The sequence below is a fragment of the Bacteroides mediterraneensis genome, from assembly GCF_025993685.1.
Classification (GTDB): Bacteria; Bacteroidota; Bacteroidia; order Bacteroidales; family Bacteroidaceae; genus Phocaeicola; species Phocaeicola mediterraneensis_A.
Genome location: NZ_DAJPEN010000001.1, coordinates 1,044,774 through 1,063,007 on the forward strand (window position 1 = coordinate 1,044,774; position 18,234 = coordinate 1,063,007).

Sequence of the window (18,234 nt, forward strand, 5' to 3'; positions counted from 1 at the left end):
GTCTCATTAAAATTAAAAATAGGAAGATTATAGGATGGATCCTGACTCGTATTTGCTCCGCTTGTCGGAGCTATGTGACGGAATTACCGTAATGCCCCTTTCATTAGGGGCAGCTTTTGCTTTATCTCTGGCCCTTGTGCTGCTGTATGTATCGGGCTTTGTTTCAGCTTCTGAAATCGCTTTTTTTTCGCTTTCCCCTTCCGATTTGAACGAAATAGAAGAGGAAAATCATCCTTCTGACGCCAAAATCAAGAGTCTGCTGGATGATTCGGAACGTTTGCTGGCGACAATTCTGATTTCGAATAATTTTGTCAATGTGACGATTATCATGTTGTTGAACTATGTGTTTGCCAGCGTGATAGATTTTGGTCAGGCAAAGATTCTGGAGTTTTTGATTGTCACAGTAGTGCTGACGTTTCTGCTGCTGTTGTTTGGGGAGATTATGCCTAAAATTTATTCGGCCCAGCATACCCTGCCTTTTGCCCGGAAGGCGGCGCCGGTCATTGCGGTGCTGCGGACGGTGTTTTGGCCGGTTTCTTCCCTGCTGGTCCGCTCTTCTTTCTTTATCAATCGTTTTTCTCAGAAGAAATCACGGAACTTGTCGGTGAATGAGCTTTCCCAGGCTTTGGAACTGACCGATATTCAGGACACCTCGGAAGAAAGTAATATGTTGGAAGGTATCATCCGTTTTGGAGAAGAAACGGCCAAGGAGGTGATGACTTCCCGCTTGGATATTGTGGATTTGGACATTGAATCTTCTTTTCCGGAAGTATTGAAGTGTATCAATGAAAATGGGTATTCACGTATTCCGGTGTATGAGGAAACGCGCGACTGCATCAAAGGTATTTTGTATATCAAGGATTTGCTTCCTTATCTGGACAGAGGGGATGATTTCAAGTGGCAGAACCTGATTCGTCCGGCCTTGTTCGTTCCAGAAAATAAGATGATAGGTGATTTGTTGCGTGATTTTCAGGCCAACAAGATTCATATTGCAGTGGTAGTGGATGAGTTTGGCGGTACTTCGGGTATTGTCACCATGGAGGACATTATCGAGGAGATTGTGGGAGAAATCAACGATGAGTATGATGAGGAGGAACATTCCTATGTGAAACTGACGGAGAATGTCTATGTGTTTGAAGGAAAGACTTTGCTTTCCGACTTCTATAAGATTATCAAGGACAGTGAGGATGTGTTCGATAAGGTTTCAGGGGATGCCGATTCACTGGCGGGACTGCTGCTGGAACTGAAAGGTGAATTTCCGGCATTGCATGAAATTATCAATTACATGAATTACCGTTTTGAAATCCTGGAAATGAATTCACGGCGTATCCTGAAAGTTAAAGTAACCATATTGCCTTCTGCGCCAGAGGAGGAAAAAGCCGACAAGGAGAAAAAATAACTATGCCGCTTCTGAAAATATGGAACGAAGATAACGGGCAGTGGGGAATCTGGCATGTGACGGAAACACCGGAGGAGCTTCGGGCTTGCCTGTCGGATGCGACGGTTTCTCAGGAACTGGAGGCGTTGAAGGCTCCTTCACGGAAGCTGGAATACCTGGCAGTCCGGGTGTTGCTGAAAGCCATGTGGGGAAGGGAGGTTCGGATTGGGCATGAACCTTCAGGAAAACCTTTTCTGTGGAATGAGTCTTGTCGCATATCCATCTCCCATACGAAAAATTACGTGGCGGTAGGTTTGCATGCGATTGCTTCTCCTGGAATTGATATCGAGATGTATGGGGAAAGGGTACGGAAAGTGGCGCCTCGTTTTGTCCGGGAAGATGAGATGCCGGGTAGGGAACGCATGGAGCCTCAGGAGGAATTATACCAGTTGCTGCTGCATTGGTCTGCCAAGGAGACCATGTTCAAGGTGATGGATTGTTGCGAAGTGGATTTTCTGGAACACTTGAAAGTGGTGCCTTTCCCGTTGGCTTCTTCCGGTTCTTTCAGAGGGGAATCTTTCCGTTTGGAGGAAAAACGACATTTTATGATTCATTATTTGATACATCCGGAGTTTGTCTGTACATACTGTGTAGGCAATGACGGAAAACAAATACAGGAAGATTTTGTTTTTTAAGGAAAAAAGATGAACAAGAAGTTGCGTAAAACCATTCGGTTGACGGCTATATCACTGAGTACGTTATTGGTTGTTCTTTTGGTAGCCGTGGCAATTGTGGTGAATTTTATTTTTACGCCGGAGAAGTTGACTCCGGTAGTGCTGAATGTGGCTAACCGTACGCTGAATGCCCATTTGCAGATGGAAAAGGTGGAGCTGACATTTTTCTCTACTTTCCCGCGGTTCGGGCTGAAGGTCACTGACGGGGTTTTGGTATCCAAAGCCATCAACGATACGTTATGGCAGAAAACTGATTCCCTGCTTTCTTTCAAGAAATGTGTGGTAGTGGTGAATCCTGTAGATTATTTATGGAAACACAAAATCAGTCTGCGTTACTTGGGTTTGGAGGATGCCACGGTATATGCTTTCACGAACAAGGAAGGAAAAAGCAACTGGGATATCGTGAAGAGTATGTCCGACCAGCTGGAGGAGGATACGGTGTCGCAAAGGGATACGACCATCCAGGAAATAGATATCAATCGTGTCTCACTGAAACGGTCTAATGTGACGTTTGACGACCGCAACACCAGGGTTTATACCCGGGTGCAGAATCTGAACCTGACTTTGAAAGCTTCCTTGAAGAAGGACTATTCGGCCCTGACTTTAAATTATGACAACGAGAATCTGCTTTTTTGGCAGGATGGCCAACTGCTGGTCAATCATCTGGCCGTGGGGCTGAATGCGGATATGCAACTGGACCGTACGTCCCGGAAACTGACCTTTAAAGATACCGGATTGACGTTGAACGGAGTGGCGCTTGACTTGTCGGGAACACTCGGACGGGATAGTGTCGGCGGACCTGCCCGGGTAGATTTAGGTTACAAACTGCATGCTCCTTCTTTGGAGACGGTTCTGAATATGGTCCCGGAAAGTGTGTTGAAGCGGCAGGAACTGACAGCCAATGGAGAAGTGATACTGGAAGGAACCTTGAAGGGACTTTATGGCAAAGAACACATGCCGGAGGCCACGTTGAAAGTGAATATCAACAAAGCTTCCGCCCAATATGCCGGTTTGCCTTATGGGGTGGATGAGCTTACGGCGGAATTCAACGGCTATGTTGATTTGATGCGTCAGAAACCATCGTATGCCCAGCTGAAGATTTTTCAGTTCAAGGGGGCCCATACGGACATCTTGGCCGATGGAAAGGTGGAGGATTTGCTGGGTGACCCTGACATCACATTTCACACGCGTTCGGAAATTGACCTGACTGCATTGGCCAAGACATTCCCTTTGCAGGAAGGAGTGTCTATCGGTGGACGTGTAGGAGCTGATTTCCGGTTGCGGTGCCGTCTTTCGTCTATTCAGAAACAAGACTGGGGACGGGTGCGTCTGAAAGGTAAACTGGATATGCAGGACATGTATGTGCGCGATACGACAAAGAATTTTGAGTTCTCCAGCAATGCCGATTTGCGCTTCATTGGAGAAGATAATCTGGCCGCAAAGGTGACGATTCAGAAGGCCGTGCTGCGGGCTTCTTCCTTATCTGCCGAACTGGACGAATTGAATGCGACCGTAAAATCAACGAATCCTCAGGATACCACTCGGCTGATTGACGTGGAATGTAAGTTGCAGATGAGCCGTCTGAAAGGAGGAATGGGCGATTCATTGAAGGTGTTTACGAAAAAAGCGAAGGCTTCACTGCATTTGCAGCCGGGTAAACGGAATCCCGCCATGCCGAATGTGAAGCTCGCCCTGGAGACGGATACGCTTTTCTGCCGGATGGGGCAGATGAAGATGGGAATGGATAAAGGCGGTTTTAACTTGACTGCCGAGAAAATCCGTGACTCGCTCTGGCTGCCGAAAGGAATTATCGGTTTTAACCGGCTGACGTTGCGGACGCCGGAACTGGCTTTGCCCATCAGGATGCGTAAGACTGCGGTCACCGTAGGCGACCGGAATATTACCTTGAGGAATGCCAGTTTGCGTATCGGACGTTCCAATCTGACGGCCAGTGGGGCGGTATATGGGTTGTATGCAGCCATGAAGAAGGGTAAGCTCTTGAAAGCCAATCTTGAGATTTCGTCCCGCAACCTGGATTGTAACCAGCTCATCAATGCGTTGAATTTCCCACAGGATACGCTTCAGGCAGAAACCGATACGGTGTCAAGTTCCGAACCTTTGCAGTTGTTTGTCATTCCGCCGAAGATAGATTTCGAGCTGAAAACCAACTTGAACAAGGTGACCTACGGCAATATGGTCTTTGAGCATGTGAAGGGAGAAGTGGATATCCGTAATCAGGCGGTCTATCTGAAGAAGCTGACCATGCGCGGTCTGGAGGCGGATGTGGAGACCACATTGGTTTATCGTGCCCGTAAGAAGACGCGCGGCTATGCCGGTTTTGATTTCCGGTTGAGGCAGGTAAATATCGGAAAGCTGGTAGATTTCATTCCTTCCCTTGATACCATTGTGCCGATGTTGCGTTCGTTCAAGGGAATGGTCGATTTTGATGCGGCTGCCGAAGCGGTACTCGATTCTAATCTGAACGTGAAGATTCCGACGTTAAAAGCAGCCATTCATATCAAGGGAGACAGTCTGGTGCTGATGGATGGAGAAACCTTTGCAGAAATATCCAAGACGTTGATGTTCAAGAATAAGAAACGGAATGTGTTCGACAGTATTTCGGTGAACCTGACCGTGAAGGATGGAAATGTGACGGTGTATCCTTTCCTGCTTCAGATAGACCGTTATAAAGCGGCTGTAGGAGGTACGCAGGGGTTGGACATGAATTTCAATTATCATATTTCCGTGTTGAAATCTCCTTTGCCTTTCAAGGCCGGTGTCAATATTACCGGAAATCTGGACAAGATGAAAATACGTATCGGGAAGGCGAAGTATAAAGATGCAGTGACACCTGTGGCCATTCGGAAGGTCGACAGTACCCGTGTCAACATGGGACAGGAAATCATTCATAGTTTTGAACGGGTTATGAACCGGGCCTATCGTGGAAGGCTTCCGAATGGAGCGGAGTAAATGAATCTCTATTTTGCATATTTATCTGAATAATTGTATATTTGCGAACTAGAGACAGAATATATACGAGTATTAACACTATTAATCATTAAAATCTTCATTATTTATGTTTAACAAGCATCCTAAAGGTCTGATACCTGCTGCACTTTCTAACATGGGGGAGCGTTTCGGCTACTACATCATGAATGCCGTGCTGGTATTGTTTCTTTGTTCTAAATTTGGTATAAGTGAGGAAAAAAGTACACTTATCTATTCATTCTTTTATGCAGGTATCTATCTGTTAAGTCTTGTTGGGGGTCTGATAGCCGACAGAAAGCAGAATTATAAAGGTACAATCATGGCCGGTCTCGTGGTCATGGCTGTGGGATATATTGCATTATCTATTCCTATTACTGCCAATGCAGGCAATACATCATGGTTGCTTACACTTACTTGTATTGCCTTGTTCTTCATCGCATTTGGTAATGGTCTGTTCAAGGGAAACCTTCAGGCCATTGTAGGTCAGATGTACGATGACCTTGAAGCAGAGGCTGCACAGAAGGGAGAAAAGGAACTGATTGAAGCCAAGAGCAAGAGAGATTCCGGATTCCAGATATTTTATGTATTTATCAATATTGGTGGACTTATCGCTCCGTTTATCGCTCCTCTGTTGAGAAGCTGGTGGCTGAGTGCACACAATATGGTCTACAATGCAGGCCTTCCTGCTCTGTGCCATGAATATATAGCGAAAGGTGCAGACGGTATGTCGGCTGAGGCTATGGGCAACTTGAATCAGCTGATGTCACAGTGCGTAGGTGCAACTACCGATATGGCTGCTTCTTGCGCACAATATTTGCAGATATTTAATGAAGGTATCCATTATTCATTTTTGGCATCTGTAGCCGCAATGCTTATTTCTTTGATTATCTTCTTTGTGACCAAGCGTCAGTTCCCAAATCCGGGAAAGAAAGAAGCCGCAGCTGCTGTTACTTATTCCGCAGAAGAAAAGGCTGCCATGGCGAAGGAAATTAAGCAGCGTCTTTACGCTTTGTTTGCAGTGCTGGGTGTGGTTATTTTCTTCTGGTTCTCATTCCATCAGAACGGTACTTCACTTTCACTCTTTGCGAGAGACTTCGTTGATACATCTACAATTGCTCCGGAAATATGGCAGGCAGTGAATCCTTTCTTTGTGATTACATTGACTCCGGTCATCATGATGATTTTCGGTTCTCTTTCAAGAAGAGGCAAGGAAATTTCTACTCCGCGTAAGATTGCCATCGGTATGCTCATTGCAGGTTTGGCTTATCTCTTCTTGTCTGCATATTCACTCATTATGGGTTATCCTTCTGCTGCAGAATATCGAGAACTTCCTATTGACCAGCAGGTAAAAGCTGGTGCATGGGTGTTGATTGTTCTTTACTTCCTGCTTACGGTAGCTGAGTTGTTTATCTCTCCACTTGGATTGTCATTCGTTTCGAAGGTGGCTCCAAAGCATCTTTTAGGACTTTGCCAGGGATTGTGGCTTGGTGCAACAGCTGTAGGTAATCTTCTGTTGTGGATTGGTCCTCTTATGTATAATGCCATTCCTATTGGATATTGCTGGGCTATTTTCATGATTGTATGCCTCATTTCAATGGGAGTCATGCTGTTCATGGTAAAATGGCTGGAACGTGTAGCAAAATAAATTTCTCGAAATAGAATTTACTTGTGGAGGAGGCTGTCTCAAATTGAAATATAATTTGAGACAGCCTCTTTTATTCGATTGTAACCTATAAGTCTACTGATGTTTCTACTTTGAGACCTCATTGTTTTATTTTCTTTCTTCTCCTTTTTATATGCCATTTGTTTCCGTGTATTTGACTTATGAATAAAATTGAGGTGCAAAGGTATGTGTTATGGCAACTATTAAAGTAAGTTCATGTCTTTTGATTCTGTACAAATCTCCATACTCCTTTCTGTAGGTTATATTTGTACACGAAAACTTGCATGAATAATCATAACACCTTTCGAATCCCCCGATTTTTAATCAACCCCAAAGTTGTTGATACTATATAAGGGAAATAATAATCAGAACAATAACATTATGTTTGAATACGACGAACAGACAGAAATCATTGGTGTAAGATCCACTTTGCACGAAGCGTACAAAGGCTATACAGAGGGAACGATTGTGGGCTACTTCGGACTTAAAATTATTGTACAGCTCGACAACGGTAAGGAGATAGTCGAATACCGTGATGACGTATCGATTTACGATTGATAACTGATTAAATATATTGAGATATGGGAAATTTTTAATTGTTATAATGGTGGTATGAGTATACTGTTTCTATAACCATCGTACTGTTTTGTTATGACAACCTAGCTAAAAAAGAATATAATCTGTATATTTTCCCTTTTTTATCATTCTTCAATGCCATTTATCAATATATTTGTGGGCATCTTCCTGTGTAACAAACAATGATGCGAATTGCAAGTTTAATATATACAGGTTGAATACAGCTATGTCTTTTGACAAATGTCTGTTGTAAAATGAGACTTTAACATCTAATCCACTTAGTTGCATGATATAACAATGCAAAATAATATGAATATGAAACTGAATCACTATATGGGTGTAATAGCATGTATTTCCTTGTTATTGCTTGGTTCTTGTAATTCTGAATATTCGGAAAGTAGAAATTTTGATGATATAATTTTTCAGATAGAAAATGATCCACAATCCTATTTGTTAAAGTTAGATACGATAAACATGAATTGCGTAAAGAATAAAAGAGATGCGGTTCATTTTATATTAGCTGCAATCACACTCAGTTATACGGATAATAATTATTATCCATCAAAGAGTGTGTTGGAAAGGTGCATTCAGATTTTTAAGAAAGAAAAAATGATTCAGCCATACCTTGAAACTTTATATCTTCTTGCGGAAACCTATAAAAAAGAAAATGATATAACAAAAGAAGTCCATACCATAGAAACCGCAATAAATATTGCTAGACAAGAATATGACCAAGAATGGCTTTTTTATCTTTACAGCTATCTCGGTGAAATGTATATCAGGCAATTTAATACCTTGAATTTTATTAAATACCAGACTCTTGCCAATCAATGCATAAAGGATGTAAATTTTCAAAATATGAGTATATCAACTCAAATACAAGTTGCCAAAAGCTTTCTATATTTAGATCGATATAAAGTCTCATACGAAAAATTGAATGAAATAGAAAAACATCTTGGTAAGAAGAATATATTTTTAAGTGAAATAAAACGTCTGCAGGGAATTGCCTTATACAAAATGCAGCATTGGGATGCTTGTATAGAAAAGCTGAAAGAATCTGTAGTTGAGGAAACATCCATTGAACATAAATTCACATGTTTCGCAATTTTGACATACTGTTATTATCGTAAAAAGGACTTGTTAAATGCAGAAAAATATAAGTATCTGGCGATAGAGAATAGTATAAATGGAGGAAATGTCTTTGCAGAAATAGAATTCTATACGTTGTGTGCAGAGTTTGCTCAGTTAAATCGTGATGCAGGCGAACAAATAAAATGCTTTAACAAGCTAAAGGAGAAATATGAAATGGCATTTGATTGCCTGAATGGAGAATCATTGGATAAAGCGATACAGGCCTATACAAATATTTGTGAGAAACAAAGTATTTATAGACAGATAGCCATTTATAAATACATTCTGATAGGACTTCTCTTAGTATTATGCGTATCTTTGGTGATATATATACAGCTCCGGAGAAAGCAAGTTTATAGGATTCTCGCTTTGCAACAACAGATTAATTCTTTGGATAACCTTAGAAATGTAAAAAATGAAGTCAAAGAATTTATTTTGCGTGATTTTGAGATAGCAAAGAAGATAGCAATTTTGCGCTCAACGCAGCAAGTGCAGAGTGCAAGATTTCTTAAGGATTTAGAAAAGTATCATATAATAGATGAGAATTATTTGCTAGGTACACAGTGGGAACAGTTTTATAATCATATAGATCTATCTTTTGATGGGTTCTACTCAAAACTTATTCAGAAATATCCTATGCTGAATGACAAAGAAGTCCAGTTGTGTTGCATGCTTGTTTCTGGATTCAAGACAGAAGAGATTGCTGCCATTTGGATGAATAGTGTCTTTTCAGTACATAAGTACAAAACTAATATTAGAAAAAAAATTGGTATTCCTGAAGGTGGAGATATTATCTTATTTTTAGTTGAAAAACTAGACTTATAATTGCTTTGTCTCATATTACAAATATTTGTACTGTATAGTATCTGATAATCAGGAATATATAAATGTATGTTACAAACTTATTTCTATGGCTTACTAATGGTTTAATGGATAGTTTACCTTAATTTCGCATCAAACAAATATCTGTAGTCTGATGGTATTATTGCCATAATAATAAATTAATAATAGATATAAAAAAGATGCTTTTAATGGGACTATTGTGTTGTGCGCTTACATCATGTGAGAAAGAGAATCATCTTTTCAATGAAGATCAAGATGGGTTGATATCTTCTTAGCAAAGATATATAACTCTTACAATCATTCTGTATGTTTATGGGAATTATCGGAGTCGTCATACAATTTAGCTCGTGAACAGTATATTGTGGCGGTAAAGAGTTTTGTATTGGGAGAACTTTCTGTATATGAACTCACCTCTGCCCGCCAGAAGCAGAATGAGACCATGAGTCAATATTATTCTGCTATGAAGGACACTTATGTAAGTTACTTTCGTTTAAGGAACATGGCTTTATATGATTTTAAATCTAAACAGGATTTGGAAGATATATACTTGAAAAATAACCGTAAATGACATATTATGAAAAGACCTCTATTATTATCATTATTCTCATTCTGTTTTATAGCAGTATTCAGTTTTCCTGTAGATACAGCAAAGGTAAACCGTACATTCGCTTTAATGGTAAAATCAGGGTATACTGCAGAGACTCAACGTGATTTCTTCAATGCTTTCCCTATAACCTGGCATGAACTCTGGCTTACTTATGGTAATATCCCTTCGTTTGATAATCTTAAATCAAGTTTCAGGAAACACATGGTAGATGGTTTGTATAAATTAGATAAGATACCCGACAGCTTGTTTTACGACAGGCTGATAACTCTTGGCATTGGCGGTACTAGGATAGTAGATGATATTGGAGGTTGTCTTCAGGATTTGATAGCAAGGAAACTTGAAGAAAACCCTGAGTTGATGATGGAACGTCTCAGCAAGAAATACTATACGGCATATTTCCCTTTCTGGTATTCCCTTTTCAACAGTCTGCTATGTACTGATGAAAATGTGGAAATATACAGGATATTAGAAAATTATGAAATAATGTTCAAGGAAAAATATCCGGTTATAATGAACTATATGGAGCAGGCATTTATACTTTCCAACGGTAAGGCCATATTTGAAGACAATCGTTTTCCTTTATACTATAAATCACATAAACCTGAAGAAGTGAAGATGCAGATTCAACAGGAGGACGGAGTATATTTTGTGGCGGAACAGTTTCCGGAATATCCTGGTGGAGTAAACGGAATGTTGGATTTTATAAAAGAGAATTTCAAGTTGCCTGAATCATACTCTGGTAAAAAAGTCTTTATAACCGTAAAGGTGGTAATAGACACAGACGGCAATATCAAATCATCCACAATAGATAAAAGTTATGATGAGACAGCGGACAAAGAGGCTCTCAGGGTGGTATCACTAATGCCCCGCTGGAAAGCTGCGATAGACAAGGGAAAGAACGTTCCATGCTTGTTTACAATCCCTTTCAGATATAAGTGACAATAAGAATTCAATAAGATGGAAATAAATGAAGCCTTGATAAAGAAAGCGGCAGAGCATGTAATGCTTAACTCATGCTCTGTCAGTTCAAGCGGTTTGTTTAATGGTAAAGCAGGTATGTCCTTGGCTTGAGGTAGCCCGATTTCTGGAAGATGAGTATATCGAAGATCAGGCATTACAGACATTACAGGAATCACTGCTCACAAAGACAAATGATCCGGGTTTTGAAAACGGTCTTTCCGGTATAGGTTATGTCCTGCTTTATCTCACCAAGAACAAACTGGTGGAAGCCGATTTTGATGAATTGTTTGGAGATAAATTGCAGTTTATCTATGAACATGCCGATAAATTATGTGATGATTTAGTCGAAGTAGGTAATCATAAAATGCTTATGGAGAAAAAAGGATTCTATTATGATTTGGTTTCTGCACAAATACATTGACATACTCCCATTTTTTAAGAAATAGTAGTATGTCAAGTAGCATTTCACTCAAGTCATAACCCCAATAAATTATTTTGAACAAGTTTGAGGAAAATTCAATTCTAAAATTAGAATAAGATAATGAAATTTCTTTTCAGTTGTATTATCACTATTAGAAAAAATTCGGAGTAGACAAAATGATAGGAAAACCCATAGAGATATACAATGAATTGATAAACTAAAAATAGATCTGCTATTCTTCCTGTATAATTAAACGGAAGATTGGATAATATTTATTTATATCTCTTAAAATAGTCCCCATTATATCATCCAACTATAATGAAGAGAGGTGACTTTTTAAGTATGTATAATATACTGTATGAGAATCATAAACATGCAGAAGATTATAAATTATGGTTTGAAATAGCGAAAAGAGGCGGTATTTTCTTTATAGAAGAGCAACCTTTATTGTATTACCGGTTAAATGATAGACAAGTAAGTAAATTATATGCTGAAGAGCAAAAACAGACATCTTTTAACTTTTAATATAAGAAATGAAGTCTTTGGATATCTTATAAACAAGACAAAAAATATCAAAGCATCAATATCCTAAAACATGGAATGGAAGCTGCAGAAAAAGAAAATTTATTGACAAGAGAACATATATATGACATATTTAGTTATATATTTTCGAAAAGAAATTATTAATAATTAAAATTTTTATCATGAAAAAGTTAACAAAGAAAAGTTTGGATGAACTGGCAAGAGTGATGCCTGTCATCAGTGAAAATGAGCAGAAGAGTTTAATTGGTGCTTCAGGTAATATCGAAAGTTCAGGATTTGGAGTTGAAAGTGGAGTTAGTTCGACTCATTATTCTTGGGAAGAATATAAAATAATGTCATCGAGTGGAATATGACAAGGAGGATATGTAGATGGTCATGGATATATTAAAGGTGGTAGTTACGTGAATAAAAATGATATTAATGAGGAAATAGCCGAAAATTGGAATCCAATTACAGGAATATTAGAACAAATATTTAATTATAATGATATAACTCAGAATGTAATAGATGTAAATAACCAGTTACAATATAATATGATTAAAGATTATTTATCTAAGAATGATTAAATATATAAAGTTACTACCACTTATGTTTCAAATTTAAAAAAAATAGAAAAAGATACTTATTATGACAAAAATAAAAATGTCGTAGCTGAAATTATAAGAAGATAAATTAATAAAATAAATATGAAAAATATATTGATTTCATTTTGCTTTATAATGTTTTCTATTGGAATACATGGGCAAGACTTAAGTTCAAACGATTTATCGTTACTGAAGAAAACTCCTGAAGTATCTTCATTGTACAATTCTGCATTACATTACGTGCTTCTTTATGAGAATGATATGGATTCATTGACAAAAGCTCTCACATATATTGACAAAGCAATAGTTATTAATCCTAATATATCATACTCATATTTATTGAAAGGTAAGATATTGTTCCGTATAGGGAAAAAGGAAGAATCATTGAACTTGCTTTCTTCATTATGCGAAAAGGAATCCTGTACTTACCACACGTTGTTTTTGACAGGCATGCTGTATGAAAAGACAGGTTTTCCTCAAAAAGCCCTTAGATATTATGACCGAGCATTGGATAAGAACACAACAGTATTGAAATCAACTGCATGTAACTTGAAAGATTTCATATATAACCTTGTCATACGTTACTTCATGGATGGTAAAAAGATGAATATGGATGAAGTGAAATCTTTATTATCAGACCATTTGAAAACTACAAATGATAAGATAATACAGACAGAAGTGGAGAAGTTATATAAAAATTTCGATAAGGATAATTATATAAAAAACCTGTGGAATTATAATATTATGGAATATTAATGGGAGAATCTCAGTACTGCCAAGGAAGTACTCCAGTACTGTCGAAGGAGTACTACAGTACTTTCAGGGGAGTACTCCAGTACTTCCACGGAAGTACTGGAACCATGACTTTTCCTGATATAACTAGACGTTTTTTCTTTTTATAAACTGGAACAGTAGACACTTTGCATAAAGTCATCCTAAAATAATAGACTATTAAGCAAAAGTTGTGCTGTTTTTACTAAGAGTTCCGGACACGCAAGAAACTGGAGTCGTTTGGCAAACCGGATGCCCTTCGATGGGGCATTCGTTTTTTTAAGGTCAATAGTTTCGGCTTACGCTTTCACCCGGAGCTGTTTTTGGCTTTGCAATGATACAGCATTTTCTTCATTCGATGAAAAAATTTTAGTGTATTTTACCTGTTTCCACATCCTTTTCTGTTCTCCCTCTTCCAGATGCACCTGAGCCGGTGTTTTTATATCCTATACTCATGTGCGGACGATAATTGTTGTAAAAATGAATGTATCTGTCAATTACATTACGGGCATGGTTGATGTTATTGAAGTGGCTTTGACGATAAATGCGCTCTGTTTTGTAGCCATAGTATATAACATTCCTTTTATTGTAAAATAATTTATTATTGCTGTCCGGGGTAAAATCGATTACATATAAAAATACCGCTCAATTATTGTGTATTCAATGGTCGAGTCTTGTTTTGTCATTCTAAGCCCCGTCAAAAGATAGACAGCTGATAATCTTCTTTCCAATCTACGCTTAAGAGCATTTCCCAATCTTTTTCCGGGTGATTAAACAGACTGTAGAAATCCACATAATACATAAGCGTAATCCGTATCATGGTTGCAAGCCCGGAGAAACTCCATGAACGTATGAGTTTCTTTTTCATTATCATAAGCAGCAGATTAGCTATAAGAGTCACCCAAATCTGTATCTTGATGGCATTCGCACTTTCTCCATAGAAGTATTTCAAGGGGAAGCTCTGCTTTATCTGCTTGAACAACAGTTCTATCTCCCAGCATTGCGATAAATTTCTATGATCTCGTTCGAATCTGATTCCATGTCGTTTGTAAGCAATGAAACCAGTTTGTGCTTTTGGCTATCGGCATAGGTAATGATACGGGCATGATGAGTCTGGGTTTCACCACCCTTCAGTACTTTTGAGAATGCAACATGTTGTATCCGTACTTTCATAAATCCTTCTGTAGTCTGGTACATACAATCCTCCATAACAGAATGTTTCAGGTTTCTCTTTATTTTTGTCACATACAGAACCCCTCTCAGCGTGAGTGTTTCCAGCTTCTCATAGTTAATGTATGCGCGGTCTATGGCAATTATGTCTCCTTTGTTCAGTGCTGACGGCTCTAACATGAAGGAATCGTTGGTTGCAGCAGAAGTAAACTTTATATCTGAAGATTTCCTTCGTTGGCATGTATGACGGTGGGTACCTTTATATCTCCTTTCTTTTTGCCGGTCTTGGGATAACGCCCCACGGTCTGTTGGCATCGGAAAGAGTACTGCGCGAAGGCATTAACCTTATACCCAAATGACAAAGTTTGCGGGATTCTGCCTGCAGGGAGGCCATTATCTCCCGTAAGGAATCAAAACGCATGATGACCGTATAGAGCATAACGACGAGATGGGTCCATATGTCGAAACGTTTTACATAGTGCTCTTCACCATATTCACGACTTAACCGAAGGATTGTTGACTTGTCCAGAAATTTTATCACCTGACAATAGGGCGGCTGTCCGCTAAAATGTGTACTTTTGCCATGATTGGATTTTATTGTTTGGCGACTGAAATCTAACGAAAATGGGCTGACCTCGCAAATGAAGTCAGCTCTAATTTTATAGCTTCGCAAAATTTTTATCGGATGGTAAACTATAGGTATCAAACCTTTATATACAACAATAGCGACTGTCACTATGAATTTAATAGTTGCAGTCACTATTGTTGTAAGCATTCGGACAAATGCACCTTTTACACCTTGAGGTTTGATTGTAGCTTTGCGGCAGCGAATACAATCAAACCTCAATTATTATGAATAGACTGGAATTTGAAGAATTGGAATTACAGGTACAACAAAGCGGCCTACCGTTGAAGTCGTACCTACAACAGATAGGTGTAAGTTATTCAACCTATCATTACTGGCGTAGAAAATGTTCGGTTGACAGGAACAGTATCAAACAGGAGCTGGTTCCCATCAGTCTTAAACAGTCAGTCATGGAATCGTCCCCTGAAGGACAAGTGCCGCATGGTGTGTCCGTTCTGTTTCCCAACGGTCTTCGTGCCCACTTTGGGAACGGGTCAGAAGAGATACTGATGGAGCTGTTCACCCAAAGTCTTCGAGGCGGCCATGTTTAACCTGAACGACACGATGCGCTACTTCCTGTGTCCTGGCAGGACAGATATGCGCAAGGGTATCAGTTCGCTGTGCGGAGTGGTGCATGAGAAGATGAACAGCGAAGTGAAGAATGGTGATGTCTTCATCTTCATCGGTTCCAGCCGCAGGCTCATGAAGTTGCTTCATGCGGAAGACGGAGGTATGGTGATGTATGTAAAACGCCTGGAGGCAGGCCGCTTCAAGCTGCCGGAGTACGATCCCCAATCAAACAGCTATCCCATGGAATGGCGCGACCTGGTGATGATGGTCGAGGGCATTCAGGAAAATCCGCAGCAGAGGCTCCGGCGCCTGAGGGCAGAGCGCAAGGAATATCATGTATAATATGCTTCCGGAGTGAATAAAGTGCGGATATTATTGTGTAATCCGCTTATATTTAGTATATTTACATAAACAAAACAGATGCGGACAATGGAAGAAAAGGATATACTGCTCAAGACGATAGAAGGGCTGAATGCCTCCATTGCTTCATTGTCTGCCACTAATAAGAATCAGGCGGAACAGATTAAGAACCTGCAGGAACGAATCAAAGAGCTGACGGCTCAGATTGCATGGCTGAACCGCCAGCTCTTTGGGCGTAAGACAGAAAAGCTTCCCGTATATAATCCCGATATGCCCGACCTTTTTGCCGAAGAGTTTGCCGGACTCCGGCATCAGGCGGAAGAAAAGCGTGACGAGGCCGTAGAGCAGATAGAAAAGGAACCGGTGGAAATCCGGAAGCAGAAGCGTCAGAACCGCAAAATGACAGAGGATCTGCCCGTACTCGAAACCGAGGTTATAGAGCCGGCCGGTGTGGACCTGTCCTTATATCGTAGGATTGGCGAAGAGGTAACCAAAGTGGTCAAGCACAAACCGGGGATGCTCTATGTCAAGGAAATCATCCGTCCCAAATATGCGCTCAAGGACAGCACCCGGCTTCCTCCCGCAGGGCAGAAAGGCGTGGAGATTGCCCCCATGCCGCTGATGCCCGTCGACAAGTGCATCGCCGACACCAGCCTGCTTGCCGAGATACTGCTTCAGAAGTATGAATATCACGTCCCGTTCTACCGGCAGATACAGCAGTACCGGCATCTTGGGATGAAAGGCCTTACGGAAAGTACGCTGGACGGATGGTTCAAAAAGACGGTGGAGCTGCTCAGGCCTCTGTATGAGGAGCTCAAGAAGGAAGTCTTTTCCTGCGACTATGTACAGGCGGACGAAACCACTGTTCCGGTCATCAACAAGGAAAAGCACAGGGCCGACAAGGAATACTTGTGGATGGTAAGGTCGGTCATGAAGAAACTGGTCATCTTCCATTACGATGAGGGATCGCGTGCCGGAGCAGTCATCGAATCCCTGACAAATCAATATCACTTCAAGGGTTATCTTCAATGCGACGGTTTTGCAGGCTATGAGACAGCCTTCAGGACCAACCCCGACGTGCGGCTGCTCAACTGCCTGGTGCATATCCGCCGTCATTTTGAACAGGCTCTGGATGAAAACCGGGAGATGGCCGAACATGGCCTGACCCAGATACAGCATATTTACCGGATTGAACACTGCTGCGATAAGGCGGGCCTGTCGTACGACGAGCGGAAGACGAAGCGCCGGGAACTGGCCGGACCTGTCATGGATGCCATGAGAGTGTGGATGGAAACGGAAGGAATCAAGTACAGCCCCAATTCCCAGATCGGGAAAGCCATCACGTATGCCTATACCCGATGGGACAACATGATGGGATGTCTGGAGGACGGACGCCTGCTCTGGGATAACAATCTGGCTGAAAATGTCATCCGGCCGATTACTCTGGGACGGAAAAATTACCTCTTCTGCGGCAACCATGAGGCGGCGGCTAATATGTCGGTGATCTGTTCCCTGCTAGCCACCTGTAAGGCACATGATGTAAACCCAAGGGATTATCTGAATGATGTCATCGCCCGAATGCCCTATTACAAAAAAGCTACTCATGAGGAACTGCTGGAACTGCTTCCACATAAATGGAAGCTGCAACATCCGAAAAGTGCATTGACAAAACAAGAGGAGGAAGCCGGCAACCGGTGCTGACTGCAACATATAGGTTCAACAAAATAATAGCGACTGCAACTATTAGGTTTATAGTGACAGTCGCTATTGTTGTATATAAAGTTCAATACCTGTAGTTTAACGAATGCTTACCTATTGTTTTGTTGAACCTATATGTTGCAGTCAGCATTGGCCGTTAGATTTCTCCTTTTATTTTGTCACTGCACTTTCCAGATATTGCAGCTTCCATTTATGTGGAAGCAGTTCCAGCAGTTCCTCACGAGTAGCCTTTTTGTGATAGGGCATTCGGACAATGACATCATTCAGGTAATCCCTTGGGTTTACATCATGTGCCTTACAGGTGGCCAGCAGGGAACAGATGACTGACATATTGATCGCAGCCTCATGGTTGCCGCAGAAGAGGTAATTTTTCCAGTAGTGATAGGTCTAACTTACACCTATCTGTTGCAGGTACGACTTCAACGGCAGGTCGCTTTGTGGCACTTGCAATTCTAGCTCTTCAAATTTCAGTCTATTCATAATAATTGAGGTTTGATTGTATTCGCTGCCGCAAAGCTACAACCAAACCTCAAGGTGTAAAAGATGTATTTGTCCGAATGTTTATGTTGATGGAAACTCCTTTGGGTTCAC

At 40.6% G+C, this 18,234-nt stretch carries 17 protein-coding genes and 1 pseudogene; 13 read left to right on the forward strand and 5 right to left on the reverse strand.

Annotation, left to right across the window (positions count from 1 at the left end):
• Positions 1 to 34 precede the first annotated feature (34 nt).
• The 10 genes from gldE (at position 35) to OIM59_RS04130 (ending at position 13,184) form a co-directional block, all read left to right on the forward strand.
• Positions 35 to 1,399, forward strand: coding sequence for a gliding motility-associated protein GldE (gene gldE, locus OIM59_RS04085; protein ID WP_303895229.1), 1,365 nt, complete (start codon positions 35 to 37; stop codon positions 1,397 to 1,399).
• 2 nt (positions 1,400 to 1,401) lie between these two features.
• On the forward strand, positions 1,402 to 2,073 hold the full coding sequence (locus OIM59_RS04090) for a 4'-phosphopantetheinyl transferase family protein (RefSeq protein ID WP_299172722.1): 672 nt from the start codon (positions 1,402 to 1,404) through the stop codon (positions 2,071 to 2,073).
• 9 nt (positions 2,074 to 2,082) lie between these two features.
• Positions 2,083 to 5,082 (forward strand): AsmA-like C-terminal region-containing protein, encoded by a 3,000-nt coding sequence (locus OIM59_RS04095; protein ID WP_299172725.1) that lies wholly within the window; start codon positions 2,083 to 2,085, stop codon positions 5,080 to 5,082.
• A 106-nt stretch (positions 5,083 to 5,188) separates the two neighbouring features.
• Entirely contained in the window at positions 5,189 to 6,745 is a 1,557-nt protein-coding gene (locus tag OIM59_RS04100; RefSeq protein ID WP_299172728.1) for a peptide MFS transporter, read from the forward strand.
• A gap of 399 nt (positions 6,746 to 7,144) precedes the next feature.
• Positions 7,145 to 7,321: a ribonuclease P gene (locus OIM59_RS04105; protein ID WP_299172730.1), complete on the forward strand. Its 177-nt coding sequence runs from the start codon at positions 7,145 to 7,147 to the stop codon at positions 7,319 to 7,321.
• A gap of 333 nt (positions 7,322 to 7,654) precedes the next feature.
• Positions 7,655 to 9,295, forward strand: a complete 1,641-nt coding sequence (locus OIM59_RS04110; RefSeq protein WP_303895233.1) for a LuxR family transcriptional regulator — start codon at positions 7,655 to 7,657, stop codon at positions 9,293 to 9,295.
• 592 nt (positions 9,296 to 9,887) lie between these two features.
• Positions 9,888 to 10,859, forward strand: a complete 972-nt coding sequence (locus OIM59_RS04115; protein WP_303895236.1) for an energy transducer TonB — start codon at positions 9,888 to 9,890, stop codon at positions 10,857 to 10,859.
• A 103-nt stretch (positions 10,860 to 10,962) separates the two neighbouring features.
• Complete coding sequence (locus tag OIM59_RS04120; protein WP_303895239.1) at positions 10,963 to 11,301, forward strand: hypothetical protein; 339 nt, start codon at positions 10,963 to 10,965, stop codon at positions 11,299 to 11,301.
• A 704-nt stretch (positions 11,302 to 12,005) separates the two neighbouring features.
• The gene (locus tag OIM59_RS04125) at positions 12,006 to 12,197 is read left to right on the forward strand and encodes a hypothetical protein (protein ID WP_299172742.1); all 192 of its coding nucleotides are present in this window, start codon (positions 12,006 to 12,008) and stop codon (positions 12,195 to 12,197) included.
• Between the two features lie 333 nt (positions 12,198 to 12,530).
• Positions 12,531 to 13,184: a M48 family metallopeptidase gene (locus OIM59_RS04130; RefSeq protein WP_303895242.1), complete on the forward strand. Its 654-nt coding sequence runs from the start codon at positions 12,531 to 12,533 to the stop codon at positions 13,182 to 13,184.
• A gap of 384 nt (positions 13,185 to 13,568) precedes the next feature.
• Here OIM59_RS04130 and OIM59_RS18675 read toward each other — a convergent pair whose 3' ends face one another.
• The 4 genes from OIM59_RS18675 to OIM59_RS04150 form a co-directional block, all read right to left on the reverse strand.
• Positions 13,569 to 13,826 carry an integrase core domain-containing protein gene (locus OIM59_RS18675; RefSeq protein WP_321084160.1) on the reverse strand — a complete coding sequence of 86 codons (258 nt, stop codon included), beginning with the start codon at positions 13,824 to 13,826 and terminating at the stop codon, positions 13,569 to 13,571.
• Between the two features lie 70 nt (positions 13,827 to 13,896).
• On the reverse strand, positions 13,897 to 14,151 hold the full coding sequence (locus OIM59_RS04140) for a hypothetical protein (RefSeq protein ID WP_303895245.1): 255 nt from the start codon (positions 14,149 to 14,151) through the stop codon (positions 13,897 to 13,899).
• A 35-nt stretch (positions 14,152 to 14,186) separates the two neighbouring features.
• Complete coding sequence (locus OIM59_RS04145) at positions 14,187 to 14,684, reverse strand: transposase (RefSeq protein WP_303895248.1); 498 nt, start codon at positions 14,682 to 14,684, stop codon at positions 14,187 to 14,189.
• A complete protein-coding gene (locus tag OIM59_RS04150) occupies positions 14,629 to 15,144 on the reverse strand; it encodes a DUF4372 domain-containing protein (protein WP_303895251.1) in 516 nt (171 codons plus the stop codon). Before OIM59_RS04150 ends, OIM59_RS04145 begins: the two co-directional genes overlap by 56 nt.
• Positions 15,145 to 15,221: 77 nt before the next feature.
• Between OIM59_RS04150 and OIM59_RS04155 the strand changes: the two genes are divergently transcribed.
• From OIM59_RS04155 to OIM59_RS04165, 3 genes are all read left to right on the forward strand, one after another.
• On the forward strand, positions 15,222 to 15,545 hold the full coding sequence (locus OIM59_RS04155; protein ID WP_148331128.1) for a hypothetical protein: 324 nt from the start codon (positions 15,222 to 15,224) through the stop codon (positions 15,543 to 15,545).
• Entirely contained in the window at positions 15,538 to 15,906 is a 369-nt protein-coding gene (tnpB, locus tag OIM59_RS04160) for an IS66 family insertion sequence element accessory protein TnpB (RefSeq protein ID WP_022233133.1), read from the forward strand. The genes OIM59_RS04155 and tnpB overlap by 8 nt, the downstream gene beginning before the upstream one ends.
• An 87-nt stretch (positions 15,907 to 15,993) precedes the next feature.
• A complete protein-coding gene (locus tag OIM59_RS04165) occupies positions 15,994 to 17,625 on the forward strand; it encodes an IS66 family transposase (RefSeq protein WP_303895256.1) in 1,632 nt (543 codons plus the stop codon).
• 168 nt (positions 17,626 to 17,793) lie between these two features.
• On the opposite strand, the pseudogene OIM59_RS04170 reads toward OIM59_RS04165, so the two are convergent.
• Positions 17,794 to 18,015: pseudogene (locus tag OIM59_RS04170) on the reverse strand (transposase domain-containing protein); the annotation flags it as partial.
• Positions 18,016 to 18,234: the final 219 nt, after the last annotated feature.

What these genes read in the sequence shown, in the direction of transcription:
- OIM59_RS04095 (WP_299172725.1), top strand. Translation starts at nt 2,083, where the DNA reads ATGAACAAGAAGTTGCGTAAAACCATTCGGTTGACGGCTATATCACTG.
- tnpB (WP_022233133.1), top strand. Translation starts at nt 15,538, where the DNA reads ATGTTTAACCTGAACGACACGATGCGCTACTTCCTGTGTCCTGGCAGG.
- gldE (WP_303895229.1), top strand. Translation starts at nt 35, where the DNA reads ATGGATCCTGACTCGTATTTGCTCCGCTTGTCGGAGCTATGTGACGGA.
- OIM59_RS04120 (WP_303895239.1), top strand. Translation starts at nt 10,963, where the DNA reads ATGGTAAAGCAGGTATGTCCTTGGCTTGAGGTAGCCCGATTTCTGGAA.
- OIM59_RS04130 (WP_303895242.1), top strand. Translation starts at nt 12,531, where the DNA reads ATGAAAAATATATTGATTTCATTTTGCTTTATAATGTTTTCTATTGGA.
- OIM59_RS04150 (WP_303895251.1), bottom strand. Translation starts at nt 15,144, where the DNA reads ATGCTTACAACAATAGTGACTGCAACTATTAAATTCATAGTGACAGTC.
- OIM59_RS04125 (WP_299172742.1), top strand. Translation starts at nt 12,006, where the DNA reads ATGAAAAAGTTAACAAAGAAAAGTTTGGATGAACTGGCAAGAGTGATG.
- OIM59_RS04090 (WP_299172722.1), top strand. Translation starts at nt 1,402, where the DNA reads ATGCCGCTTCTGAAAATATGGAACGAAGATAACGGGCAGTGGGGAATC.
- OIM59_RS04110 (WP_303895233.1), top strand. Translation starts at nt 7,655, where the DNA reads ATGAAACTGAATCACTATATGGGTGTAATAGCATGTATTTCCTTGTTA.
- OIM59_RS04155 (WP_148331128.1), top strand. Translation starts at nt 15,222, where the DNA reads ATGAATAGACTGGAATTTGAAGAATTGGAATTACAGGTACAACAAAGC.
- OIM59_RS04145 (WP_303895248.1), bottom strand. Translation starts at nt 14,684, where the DNA reads ATGCCAACAGACCGTGGGGCGTTATCCCAAGACCGGCAAAAAGAAAGG.
- OIM59_RS04115 (WP_303895236.1), top strand. Translation starts at nt 9,888, where the DNA reads ATGAAAAGACCTCTATTATTATCATTATTCTCATTCTGTTTTATAGCA.
- OIM59_RS04105 (WP_299172730.1), top strand. Translation starts at nt 7,145, where the DNA reads ATGTTTGAATACGACGAACAGACAGAAATCATTGGTGTAAGATCCACT.
- OIM59_RS04100 (WP_299172728.1), top strand. Translation starts at nt 5,189, where the DNA reads ATGTTTAACAAGCATCCTAAAGGTCTGATACCTGCTGCACTTTCTAAC.
- OIM59_RS04165 (WP_303895256.1), top strand. Translation starts at nt 15,994, where the DNA reads ATGGAAGAAAAGGATATACTGCTCAAGACGATAGAAGGGCTGAATGCC.